Annotated in this window: 10 protein-coding genes; 3 read left to right on the top strand and 7 right to left on the bottom strand. The window is 35.4% G+C overall.

The features are described 5' to 3' along the window. Positions 1-3 precede the first annotated feature (3 nt). The 6 genes from ACFSTH_RS00805 to ACFSTH_RS00780 form a co-directional block, all read right to left on the bottom strand. Positions 4-1,251 (bottom strand): discoidin domain-containing protein, encoded by a 1,248-nt coding sequence (locus ACFSTH_RS00805; protein WP_377769320.1) that lies wholly within the window; start codon positions 1,249-1,251, stop codon positions 4-6. A 197-nt stretch (positions 1,252-1,448) separates the two neighbouring features. Continuing rightward, entirely contained in the window at positions 1,449-2,981 is a 1,533-nt protein-coding gene (locus ACFSTH_RS00800) for a response regulator (RefSeq protein WP_377769321.1), read from the bottom strand. Continuing rightward, positions 2,978-4,648 (bottom strand): sensor histidine kinase, encoded by a 1,671-nt coding sequence (locus ACFSTH_RS00795; RefSeq protein WP_377769322.1) that lies wholly within the window; start codon positions 4,646-4,648, stop codon positions 2,978-2,980. The genes ACFSTH_RS00800 and ACFSTH_RS00795 overlap by 4 nt, the downstream gene beginning before the upstream one ends. Positions 4,649-4,712: 64 nt before the next feature. Further along, complete coding sequence (locus ACFSTH_RS00790; protein ID WP_377769323.1) at positions 4,713-6,092, bottom strand: ABC transporter substrate-binding protein; 1,380 nt, start codon at positions 6,090-6,092, stop codon at positions 4,713-4,715. 104 nt (positions 6,093-6,196) lie between these two features. Further along, positions 6,197-7,027: a carbohydrate ABC transporter permease gene (locus ACFSTH_RS00785; RefSeq protein WP_377769324.1), complete on the bottom strand. Its 831-nt coding sequence runs from the start codon at positions 7,025-7,027 to the stop codon at positions 6,197-6,199. A 26-nt stretch (positions 7,028-7,053) separates the two neighbouring features. Continuing rightward, a complete protein-coding gene (locus ACFSTH_RS00780; RefSeq protein ID WP_377769325.1) occupies positions 7,054-7,983 on the bottom strand; it encodes a carbohydrate ABC transporter permease in 930 nt (309 codons plus the stop codon). 235 nt (positions 7,984-8,218) lie between these two features. Here ACFSTH_RS00780 and ACFSTH_RS00775 point away from each other — a divergent pair, with 235 nt between their 5' ends. Next, a complete protein-coding gene (locus ACFSTH_RS00775; RefSeq protein ID WP_377769326.1) occupies positions 8,219-8,662 on the top strand; it encodes a GyrI-like domain-containing protein in 444 nt (147 codons plus the stop codon). Positions 8,663-8,964: 302 nt separating this feature from the next. Here ACFSTH_RS00775 and ACFSTH_RS00770 read toward each other — a convergent pair whose 3' ends face one another. Next, on the bottom strand, positions 8,965-10,257 hold the full coding sequence (locus tag ACFSTH_RS00770) for an immunoglobulin-like domain-containing protein (RefSeq protein WP_377769327.1): 1,293 nt from the start codon (positions 10,255-10,257) through the stop codon (positions 8,965-8,967). A gap of 650 nt (positions 10,258-10,907) precedes the next feature. Between ACFSTH_RS00770 and ACFSTH_RS00765 the strand changes: the two genes are divergently transcribed. Together ACFSTH_RS00765 and ACFSTH_RS00760 are read left to right on the top strand one after the other, a co-directional pair. Then, positions 10,908-11,306, top strand: coding sequence for a hypothetical protein (locus tag ACFSTH_RS00765; RefSeq protein ID WP_377769328.1), 399 nt, complete (start codon positions 10,908-10,910; stop codon positions 11,304-11,306). Next, positions 11,303-11,635, top strand: coding sequence for a hypothetical protein (locus ACFSTH_RS00760; RefSeq protein WP_377769329.1), 333 nt, complete (start codon positions 11,303-11,305; stop codon positions 11,633-11,635). The genes ACFSTH_RS00765 and ACFSTH_RS00760 overlap by 4 nt, the downstream gene beginning before the upstream one ends. Positions 11,636-11,921: the final 286 nt, after the last annotated feature.

The following is an 11,921-nucleotide window of genomic DNA, read 5'->3' as shown; positions in this document are numbered from 1 at the left end:
AATTCATCGATCATACGTAAATACATCTATTTCTGAAATGGCAGTATGCGTATCATTGCTTTTGATCGACTTTATTTTCAAGTATCTCCCCCTTGTATACGGGAGTTCTACGATAACTGCATCAGCAGAGCTATTATCAGTAAACGCTTTCACAAATTCTAGGTTATCTGGATCGTTCCCAATATAAATTTCACCAGATGTGATGCGACCACTGTTTTTATCCTGTCTTGGCAAAATGGAAATCTTGTCTAATAACAGTTCTCGCTCAAAATCAATCGTTATAGCGTGGGGATGCGGTAAGACTTGACCCTCCCAACTACTATGCCACATAGTTGTACTATCTCCATCAATAGCATTTTCAGCTCGATAACCTAGATTTTGTGTATCCGCACTTGCTTTCATCAGTGTCTTTAATGTCGGAACAGTTAATTGTTCTTCAGCGCTTTTATTACTGGCTAAAACTTCCGTAATCGCTACTTCGACTGCATCATATCGTGTGCTATAACCGTCCAAATTTCCTGAAGATAACAACTCGTTCAAACTATTTGTTGCCTCTTCCAGTGCCGTCACTGAACTGGTTTTAAATTGATGCGCCTCTTCTCCGATATCTTCTCTTGCATAACCTAGTACTTCATTTGCCTGTGTAATCATAGAAGATATCAATTCACTGATCCTTTCATCAATACTCTCTTTCTCGTAAATCGCAAACTTAATTTCCGCTGCAGAAACGCTGTAGTTATCTTCTACGTGCGTATCCACTTTATTTTTAGCGACAAATTTAACTAACTTAGCTTCCACAGGCTCAAATTCCGCTATAGCTGTTTTGGCACGGCTCCAGTTGCCATCCGCCACTTTAACCAATTGTGTCTCATCTGCTGTTGGGCTAACCCAAATTTCATATTCCGTTATAAATTGAAATTGCGATTCATGTCTAGCGACATACATAAAGGAGTCAAGCATTTGGGGTTCATTAAATTCAACCATCAGCCAATGGGGAAATCCTGGCGAGTCAGGAGCCCAAGGGGTATGCCAGAAACTATTTTCTATGCCATCAATCGCTTTTTCTGGCTCGTATCCATCTTCAAATATGTCCGCAGTAATCCCTTTCATTTTTTCTCTCGCAACATATTTCTTATCAACAACTAAGGGGGATTGCACAGTGTCTGATTCTGCATACACGTTAACAAAGTTGCTTGATACCATGCATACTACCAATACAATCATCAACCATTTTCTTGAGAATCCGTTCATTTTTTTCCTCCCTTTTCTACATGTTAATTGATACTTCCAGCGTAAACTGTGTTTGGCAAATGAAAAGCAGATAATCGCTTCCCTTATATAGTATAACGCCGTGAACGTGTGAAAAAAATGGATAGGAATCTGCTCTTATTTGTATAATCATCCTTTTCCTTACGCCATTCAAATGAATCCCGCTAACCTTAAACTGGCTATCTATCTTTGCTAGGATTAATCCCGAAATGCTTTTTGTACAGCTTACTGAAATAAAAAACGTCCGTAATCCCCACCATCTCGATAATTATCGAGATAGGATGTGAGGTTGTACGCAACAGTAAACGCGCCTGCTTCAGCCGATAAGTTTCAATGTATTTCATGACAGATACTCCCTGTTGTTCTTTAAATAGCTTGGATAGGTGCGAACGGCTTAAATTCACATGCGCACAAACATCTTCTAACGTTAGTTTTATCGCATAACGATCATGAATGAAAGCTAAAGCTTTAGTAATTTCTTCCCGATGTTTTCCATACCAATCCATCTCACCCAACCACTCTATAAAAATAAGCTTATAGTCTGTAAGACGGGAAGCCCGTAGTTGGTTAACTTCTGACTTTAAAGCAGCAGGGACGGCAAACCCAGTTTTCTCGATAAACTGAATGAAAGTCATGATATCGCTCTTCACAGATACAGGTGGTCGACACAAATGACGAAGCAACTCGAAATAAGTTTCTATTAGGCCAGGCAGAGCCATAACTTGAAGTATTTGATTACTATTTCCCTCCACGGATTGAAGAAAGGAGTACAAATCCAATTCAACAACTGGAGTTGGCACATGTTTAGCGTTAACTACACATGCTTTTTTCTCATAAAAAAAACGAACTAATTGTAGTCGTGATTTCAATACCTTCTGAAAAAAAGTGTCCATACCGCTGAAATCAATGTTAATCAAGAATGACGCATCAAGCCCCAAGTATTGTTTAGTAACATTCGAAATATTCTCAATTTTTAAAGTATGGCGTTCTTCATTAGACTCCGCTAGATCAAGAACAACAAATCGATTATCTCCCAAATGAAACAGCTCATTACTTTTATTCCAACGTTTGATTGTTTCTCGAACTAAGTTAATTAATGCGTAAATCGCTAAATCAGTTCTACCGCTAAATTTATTTTTTGTCCAACTGTCGAATGTGTCTATTTCCATTACAGCAAATTTCGAAGGAGCATGGAATCCTTCCATAAATACAGATACGGACAGACGCTCTGCTCTCCGAAGAAGCTCTGCGTTGTGAATATGTCCATTTAGTCGCTCAGAAAATAATGAATTCTGCACCATTAATATTTCGTTAGGATCAAATTTAAGTCCATTTCCCGCAGCTTTATTCAGATGAAGTATAGCTCTATCTACTTCCTCAGCTACGATGTCTTTCGTAATTGTTGCTTTCAAAAGATAGCTTCGAGCTCCATACTCTACTGCCTTCTGCGCTAATTCAAATTCGGCGAAGTTGCTCAAAACGATAAACCATACATCAGGATGCCTCATCTGACTTTGGCGAATCAGTTCCATTCCATCCATGACTGGCATCCGAATATCTGTCAATACAATATTAGGAAGTAACAATTCCATTTTTTGCAGTGCATCCTGACCGTTCGCAGCCTCCATGACAGATAAACCATCGATGCCGCGAAGCATCAGTGCCATGTGATTGCGAATAGCATATTCGTCATCAACGATCATTACATTCATACGACCTCACCTTTCATAGCAGGAATCGTTAAAGATATCATCGTTCCACTCGGTTGCCTATCCGTAATTTCCAATAGCGATTTGTTCCCATAATGCAAATGCAAACGCTCCCTAACATTACGCAATCCAATGGACTTACGCGAAGTCGCTACTGACGAAATCATAAAACCTACACCATCATCTGAAACACTTAATCGCACACCGCCCCCCCAACATTCAGCTTGAATGAGAATATAGCCATTCTCTCTCCCACTAAAGCCATGTTCAAAGCTATTCTCGACTAAAGGCTGTAACAGCATTCTCAGAATCAGCATCGCTGACAGCTCCTTAGGAAAATCTAGCATAACGATAATATTTTCACCGAATCTAGCCCTTTGGATTTCTATATATTTCAAAAGATACTCTTTTTCTTCTTCAAGCGTCCAATATGTTTCATTACGATACAGTTGTTGATTCAAGAGATAAGATAACGACAATACCAATGAACCTAACTTATGTTGAGAAGATTTTTCTGCAAGAAACCGTATCGTGTTTAATGAGTTCAGTAGAAAATGGGGATTCATCTGCTCCTGCAGAATTTGCATTTCCAATTTCTTTTTCTCTAAGACAGCCCATTCTAAATTGTTACGGGATATCTGTAAATTATGAATTAGTTGCTGTAATAGCTCCGATAATTCTACTAGACGCTGATCAGAGTGCATTTCGACTGATAGATCAAGAGATGGGTTAACTAGTCGTTTGGATAATATCCTTATTTGATTGAATACCTGTCTGATTGTTTTTAATACGAAGGTTGACATCGTGATGAAGATTATTATTACAATGAGTATAGTGGTCATAAGTGTAAGTTGAAAATAACGTAATTCATTTTGTATAACGAACTTCGAATCTGTTTGAATCATCTTCCATGGTGTAGGTAGCAATAAGATTTCTGCATCAACTATGTCTTCATCCATCTTAGATAGATCAGATTCAGATGGAGTTGCGAAGATTAGATTGTTCTTCTCATCCAAAATGGCATATGATCCATTATCATTATTTAAAATATTTAACAAATTTGTAAACGGAATAACAATCGATACGATCCCTTTTTTATTTGCAGTAACCGGACTGAATATCCACCGACTTAATACGATCAAGGACTCTTTTCCTTCTTCGGACTTAAGCATTTCCCATTGATAGCTATTAAAAAAATCACGACCTTCCCAATTAATCGTCTTCACAATTCTCTCCTGTAGTTTTCCTTTTCGCAAACCAAGTCTAGATGGATTAGATTCGAACATATTACCGTAGTTATCTTGTATAACAACCGCATATTTTTCATTTAAGAAAAAGGTATATTGCAGCCGTTCAATCGCCTGAATATACGTTGAGTTTTTCTCGATGCTTAAGGAGCTCTCTTCCTGAAGCGCTTGAATGAAAGCGCTGTCGTAAATGAAGTTGTTCGTTGACATAAAGGTTCGCTGAAGTAAATCCTTCACCCTTGAGGCTGTCTGTTCCACTTTAATTCGATTAATCTCATCGACTTTATTAACCATCATACTTCCTGAAAATTGATAAGCCGCATATAAAATGATGATTAGCGGGATAAAGATGGAGACGAGCAGAATATTAAGCCTCCGTTGTACGGATTTTGGACCACGATATCCCTTCCTTCTCCATCTCATATTGTTATTCATCCCCTTTAAGTAAAATTATGCCCACGATAATTATTGGGCATAGTCAAAGATTCTAATTATTTTTTTGTTCTTCAATTGCTAAGTCTACCTTCTCTTTCACTTCATTTAATACTTCATCCACCGTTTTTGAACCAGTATAGTATTGGCTGATAATGTCAAGGAAAGTTGATTCATATTCTTGTGGCGCACCCAAGATTGGCTTCTCTTCCACATTAATCACATTCGAATCACCACCGAATAAGTAGGTCACCTCCTCCAGAGTAATATCATCATCTTGCAAAGAATGAGCCAAATCTTCAAAGTACTTATCTTTATTTACTTTAGTATACATTGGAAGAGCACCTGTACTAAATGTATAGTCTGCAACATATTCTTTAGCAAAAATGAGAGCTTCTTTAGCATTTTTCGAGTTCTTTGGAATACCTAAAGAATCGATACTTGACCAATTCATATGCTTACCTGCCATTTCTGTTGGAACTGGCATTGGAGCGATACCCGTTTTCCAGTCACGCGGGAATTTTTCCTTCTGTGTCGCCGCAAGTTGGGCATACCATTGCGCTCCTACAACCATTCCGTAGTTCCCATTCCAGTAGGAAAGAAAATCTGTATTATTTTGAATAAATTCGGCAATTGGTACTGCTGCTTTCTTGACATTCATAACATCATTCATAAATTCCAAACTACGTTTAAACTCCGGAGCGTTGATATTTGCATTACCTTCATCTGTATAGAATTTCCCACCATTCAACTGACTACCATAACCGTAGAAATACATTCCCCAATTGTTGTAAAACATACCATACACTTTTTCCTTACCGCTCAAATCTGTAATTTTTTCTGCAACATCAGCCATTTCCTCCCATGTCATCGGTACTGTAGCATCTGGATAAGGTACATTTGCATCATCGAATACTTTCTTATTGTAGTACAATAACCAATTGTTCTGCTGAATAGGGAAACGATAGTATTTACCATCTTTATCTGGCTTAAAGTCGCCAAAATCTTTGGTCATATCCACATCAACTTCTTTAGCGATATCATTAATCGGCATTAGAAAGCCTTTATTAATAGCATCGAATTGTTCAACACCATTACCCCAGACCAAATCGACTTGCTCACCACTAGCCAACATGATGTTACGTTTACTGATGTATTCCTCATGAGGGACAGAGATCGGATCAATTTTGATATTTGGATATTTCGCATGGAATCGTTCTAAAAAATCAGTAAATTCCGTGGAATCTATATACTCCGAAATATTCAAAAACTTTAGCGTTACTTCTTTGTCCGAATCGTTACCTTTTGAACCTGTTGATTCTGACTTTGCCGATGATGATCCAGTACTACTCTCATTGTTATCTTTGCTGCTGCATGCGGTAATTGCCAACATGAGTCCAATTGCTGCTAAAATTAATAATGACTTTCTAATCATCTTGAAACCTCCCCATATTTATATTATTTACATTATTATTATAAATTGGTTTATAATTCTTTAAAATGTATTAAATGCTTTTCTATTTGTATAATAGTATCGTCTTATCCCTTTAACCCTGATGACATAATACTTTCGACAAATTGCTTTTGAAGCGCTAAAAACACGCCGAGTACTGGTAAAATCGCTAAGCAAGCTAGAGCCATCTGCATAGCATATTGCTTACCGAATTGCGTTTGGAAACTTTGCAGCCCGATCGGTATAGTATAGAGTTCTTTCGAATTTAAAAAAATGAGCGGTTGATAATACTGATCCCAAATCATAAAAAAACCGAGAAGACCGAGTGTTAACAGAGGAGTTTTAGCCAATGGAAGAGCGATTTTCACAAAAGAACTAATGATACCTGATCCCTCTATATAAGATGCATGAATTAATTCCTTCGGAAAGGAGAGGAAAAACTGTCTCATCAGAAATATCGATAGAATATCGATGACATTGGGAATAATTAATGCCCAATGAGTATCCAATAAATTGATAAACCGAAAAGCTATAAATTGAGGGAGCAACGTTAACTGATAGGGAATAAACATTGTCGCAAGAAATACAAGAAATATCTTATCGGAATAGCGAAATTTTAGAAATCCAAAGGCATATCCTGCTAAAGCCGATAGAAGGAGTCGGAACGTAATCGAAATGACGACAACAAAGATAGAATTTCGTAACCACGTAGGGAATGCAGTGTTCATCAAAATATGCTTATAATTATCCCAATTAATTTGACCCCAATGAATAAAAACAAAAGGACGTTCGAAAACTTGGCTCTCATATTTGAGAGAAGTGAATAGCATCCATAGCAAAGGCGTAATAAAAACCAGCCCGATCAACAAGAAAAAAATAGAACGAATAGTGTATTTTACATTCTTATTTAATTGCACGTTTCATTCCCCCTCACCTCATAAAGTTATTGATAGAAAACCCACTTTTTCTGAGCAAACCAGTTAATCATAATAAACACTAGTGTAAGCAAGAACATGAACATGCCCACTGCCGATGCGTAAGAAAAATTATAATACTCAAACGCCGAACGATAGATATGGTAGGTCATTGTAGTCGTACTAAAAGCCGGTCCTCCCTTGGTCAAAATCGCCATTTGGTAGAAAGCTTGAAGTCCTCCAATAATGGTAATTAATAATAGAAAAAAAGTGGTTGGAGAAATCAGAGGAAATGTGATGTGCTTAAACCGTTGAAGCAGAGTGGCTCCATCGATAGATGAAGCTTCATAATAATCTTTAGATACGCCTTGCAAAGCTGCCAAGAACAAAATGCAGTGATAACCTACATCTTTCCAAGAGCCGATGATAGCCAATATAGGTAATGCCCAATTCACATTAACCATATACTGCGGTGGATTACTTATTCCCAAACTCATCAACAAACTATTTACCGGCCCTTCCGTCGGATGTAAAAACACATTCCACACGACTAGTGTGGCAACATATGTAGTAATGTATGGAATGATAAAGAAAGTTCTAACTACCCCTCTTGCTCGCATTTTAGTATTCAAAATGAGCGCCATCCTAAGACCCATCGCTAACGTTAATGGAACATAAATGATCATATAAACCAAGCTGTTTCTAACACTTTTCCAAAAGTCCTTATCGTGAATCATATTGTCGTAATAAGTAAGTTGCTTAAACTCAAATGTATTACTTATCAAATCAACTTTGAACATACTAAGAAAAAAAACACAAATCATTGGGATTAGAATAAACAATAAAAAACCAATAATTGCGGGCGTGGCAAACATCAGACCAGCTCGCGATTCTAATTTTTCCAATGAGTACGTTCGCGTTTTTTTCTTTTTCGGTTCATCTTTCAATACGATCTCCATCTCATACACCCTCCTTTGCTATTTGTGTGTATTATCACACAAGCAGCGGTTGACAAGGAATAGAGAAATTACCTCGCTTATTTGTAAAATCGTCCGATTTAAAATTAACTAGCGTGGATAGGCTAATAAAGACTCCCAGATAAGATAAAATTAATGGTTGAAATATATTTTAATAGAAATTATGCTGAGTGTGTTGACGTCGACATCAACATTTATTGTAGAATGGGGATGACATATGAAAACAGAATATTTTTCAAATATTACAATCGCTTTTATGAGAAGTTTTGGGGAATATGGTTATCGAAACAAAGTACTGATGAATCACTTTAAAGCGTATCTTGCGGATCGTCATTTATTAAACGACAACGCTGTACTACTGGGTATAGCATTGGATAATCCGTCAATTACTGCAAAACATTTATTAAGATACGATGTCGGACTAATAGTAGAAGGAAAGCATCCCATTACAGGGAATTTAGAACATAGACAAATTGATAATGGTAAGTACGCTATTATTGAAGTTAATCATACAGAACAGGGAGTACTTGATTTTTGGAGCAATATAGACAACTTATTAAAAAATTTACCAGTAGATAACAATCGCCCTATCATGGAATTTTACCAAGCAAAACTAGTGCAACAACATCTCTGTGAGTTTTGCATTCCACTAAAGGATTAGGTTGTTGTTCTAGGATATTCCACATAATTTCATGCCAGTAGCCAATAGTTTTGAGCGTATTCTCATACTATTGGCTTTAGTTGATTTATATTAAACTCGAAATTCTTCACCGAACTACAAATATGCTAATATAGCTTCTTTTAAATTTAGAAACGATATGACAAAAGAAACGGAATGGAAAAAACACATTTTTTCATCCCGTTTCTTTTCGTTTTAGAACTTATTGAACAGCGCCTTGTTATGTATTGTTTTACGATGATCTGAATATGATGCTTGCTCCCATACTTTTAACTAGCAATACATCAGCTAATTTTCAGATAAACTGCATTATCAGAAGTTTCGTAACTAGAAAATTTGATAACAACACTTTCCTTAGATCCTTTCACTTCTAAAGGAACCTCAAAAGTTAAATTTTTAGTACTACTAGTTAATGGCTTTAAACTTACAAACGTATCATACCAATTATTATCTATTCTATGCGCTACACTATCATACTTGTATTGGTTTTTGTATATCAATTCCGCTCTTAATTTTTCACTATCCGTACCAAATATATCAAAAGGTTTTCTTTGAATATCATTTTCATTCTTAATTTGAATTTTACATATGTAAAATATTTGATCTTCTTCCGCATTATAATACTGATAGTAACCGTCTTGCGGTTCAGTATCCGTTCTGTTAAAGGTACAAGAGTTCACTATAATATTATACTTATTGATGACAAACGACTCTTTAAATTTTACAGCTGGCAAAATAGTAATCGTTCTTGATTTTTCACTTTCATTCCCAGCTGAATCAACTACTTTATAAGTAACAGTATGTTTACCTGCTTTATCTACCGAAAAACTTCCCTTATCCAACACTACTTTTTCAATTAAATCACCATCCACGTTATCCATTACTGTAACACCACTCATCAGATCTATTTTATCACCGACAAATAATTCAATATTACCAGGTATTTCAATAGTAGGAGCCTCTTTATCAACTACTTTAATTTTATCCTCTAACGTAGCTGTGTAACCTTTAGAATCATAGGCTTCCACTTTAACATCATATTCACCAATGACATCGCCTCTTAAGTCACTTGAAATTGTAACATTTTGAATAATACTTCCATCAAATTTACTATCAGCTATAAGGACACTTTTAATAAGTTCTTCTTTGTTATTTTGCAGAGTTCCATCAACTTCTTTAAGCTTGAACTCCAGTTTTGGTTTTAACGCTACCTCAATACTCTCGATAATATTCTCTTTAGACTCGTTAAAAAAGACTGCAGCATCCGACTCAACTTTCGCAATCTCGTTAGCTCCAACAACTAATTTATCCAAATCGTCCAGTCCATATATAGAATTAGATAATTGAATATAAAATAATATGTTATCCTTTTGATAATATTTATTCTGTTTTATATCATTAAACTTATCATGAGACACACCATTTTTAATAATCTGTTTCTCATAATTTTGCTCTATTACTTCTTCTATTAATTCTTTATTGTAACCAAGCTTCTCTAACTTATTAGTACTAGAGCAAGAAATTAAAACGATTGATATTAAGATTATTCCCCCTAGTAAGCTTAACCTTTTTTTCATAAATCCTTCCTCCAAACCCTTATTTCCCATAATAGTACCATGTCTTATAGAATAGGTCTATAGTATTAAAATTTGATCGCAAAGTCCGCAATAACTGTCTTTTCTAAACAGGGATACTCCGGTACTGCAATGATAGATATTATAGAGGAAGCTAGCCAGTTAATTTTACGAATACTCTATTGAATCATCATTAGAATTTTAGGGAAAGATATCGAACCAAGTCCATATTTAAATTTTACATTGAACAAATCTTGAACATTGTAAATCCTCTATACATTAAGGGTTTAAAATAAACAAAATCGAATCAGATTCGATAAGAAAATTGCCAGATAAGAAATGTATCATTTATGTATCACAAGCTAATATAAAACCCATTAAAGCCTTGTAAATAAGGACTTAGAGGGTTTTTGTTTACTACTCCCACTCAATAACATATGAAAATGATTAGAGTTGATTTGACGATTTTAAAGGACTTTGATACCACTAGAGTTTTATTTATCTATATGAATATGAATGGATGGGTAGCAAAATGGTTGCACCTAGAAAAGTAAATTAATACTTGTCAATTTTTAAACATATAAATTGACAAGTATTAATTTTGTCAGTTATAATGATTACGTAATCAGAAATGATGCGTAAGAGGTGGAGTTATGAGAGTACAAATGCGGTTAAGTCAAGAAAGTGAACTTATTTTGAGAAAAGAAAAAGAAAGTTATAAAGAAAAGGAGGATATTTCAGTTACTTATGGCTGGATAGTAAACAAAATCACTAAATACATTTTCTCTAAAGACATTAATAAGATTGATTGGAAATTCATAAGAAACTATCAATTAAAAATAGTTGATGAGCATCAAGCTAATGACAGTGAGTACAATACAACATTAAATTTAGAAAAAACGGTTTTAGAAAACATAAACTTATTACAAATTATGTTTAAAGATGTTTTCGATGCCGCTAGGATTCATAAAGCTTTTGTCGTAAGAATGCTTTTAAAAGCTAACTATCTAATAAATCAAAATATTAATATTTTTAAGGAGGATGAGGTATGAAAATTTTAACTAATCCCTTATCTTTTTATGATCTGATAGAACGTCATCAATTAGCGTTACCAACATGTCTATCAGAAGCACGCAAATTACAGAAAGAAAGTTGTAAGCCATCTTCATCATGGGGAGAATTTGATTTTACAGACTCTGATGAAAGAAGGTTACGCGTTCATCTACAAAATATTTATGATGGTGAAATCAAAAATTCCTTTATTTCAAATTTCGCCTTGCGTTTCCTCAATATGTCCCAACCTAACAGGAAGTTGGAGAATAATACTACAACAAGCATGAACGTATTAAATCAAGAGGATGCCTATCCAACATTATATTAATTTTATAAAGAAAAGGATGAGAAAACTATGCCATTAAGAATAACTGATCTAAAAATCGACCCAAAATCTTTAGGAGAAACAATGGATCGGCTACACTAAGGTGGACAGAAAAAATAAGGGCTTGTAGAATAAAACTATCATGCTAAGGAGCGGATCTCTTACAATGCCTAAAAAACAACGTCGTACGTTTACGACCGAATTCAAAAAACAAATGGTGCAACTCTATGAAAATGGGAAAACCAGAGCAGCGATTGTGGAGGAATATGAACTCACAGCTTCTGCTTTG

The sequence above is a fragment of the Paenibacillus yanchengensis genome (genome assembly GCF_042684845.1).
GTDB lineage: Bacteria > Bacillota > Bacilli > Paenibacillales > Paenibacillaceae > Pristimantibacillus > Pristimantibacillus yanchengensis.
Note: the sequence above shows the minus strand (reverse complement) of the source record. Positions and strands in the feature narration are given on the sequence as shown.

Excerpts from the sequence above, each read along its gene's own strand:
- ACFSTH_RS00765 (WP_377769328.1), top strand. The coding sequence starts at position 10,908 with ATGAGAGTACAAATGCGGTTAAGTCAAGAAAGTGAACTTATTTTGAGA.
- ACFSTH_RS00780 (WP_377769325.1), bottom strand. The coding sequence starts at position 7,983 with ATGGAGATCGTATTGAAAGATGAACCGAAAAAGAAAAAAACGCGAACG.
- ACFSTH_RS00770 (WP_377769327.1), bottom strand. The coding sequence starts at position 10,257 with ATGAAAAAAAGGTTAAGCTTACTAGGGGGAATAATCTTAATATCAATC.
- ACFSTH_RS00790 (WP_377769323.1), bottom strand. The coding sequence starts at position 6,092 with ATGATTAGAAAGTCATTATTAATTTTAGCAGCAATTGGACTCATGTTG.
- ACFSTH_RS00795 (WP_377769322.1), bottom strand. The coding sequence starts at position 4,648 with ATGAGATGGAGAAGGAAGGGATATCGTGGTCCAAAATCCGTACAACGG.
- ACFSTH_RS00800 (WP_377769321.1), bottom strand. The coding sequence starts at position 2,981 with ATGAATGTAATGATCGTTGATGACGAATATGCTATTCGCAATCACATG.
- ACFSTH_RS00805 (WP_377769320.1), bottom strand. The coding sequence starts at position 1,251 with ATGAACGGATTCTCAAGAAAATGGTTGATGATTGTATTGGTAGTATGC.
- ACFSTH_RS00760 (WP_377769329.1), top strand. The coding sequence starts at position 11,303 with ATGAAAATTTTAACTAATCCCTTATCTTTTTATGATCTGATAGAACGT.
- ACFSTH_RS00775 (WP_377769326.1), top strand. The coding sequence starts at position 8,219 with ATGAAAACAGAATATTTTTCAAATATTACAATCGCTTTTATGAGAAGT.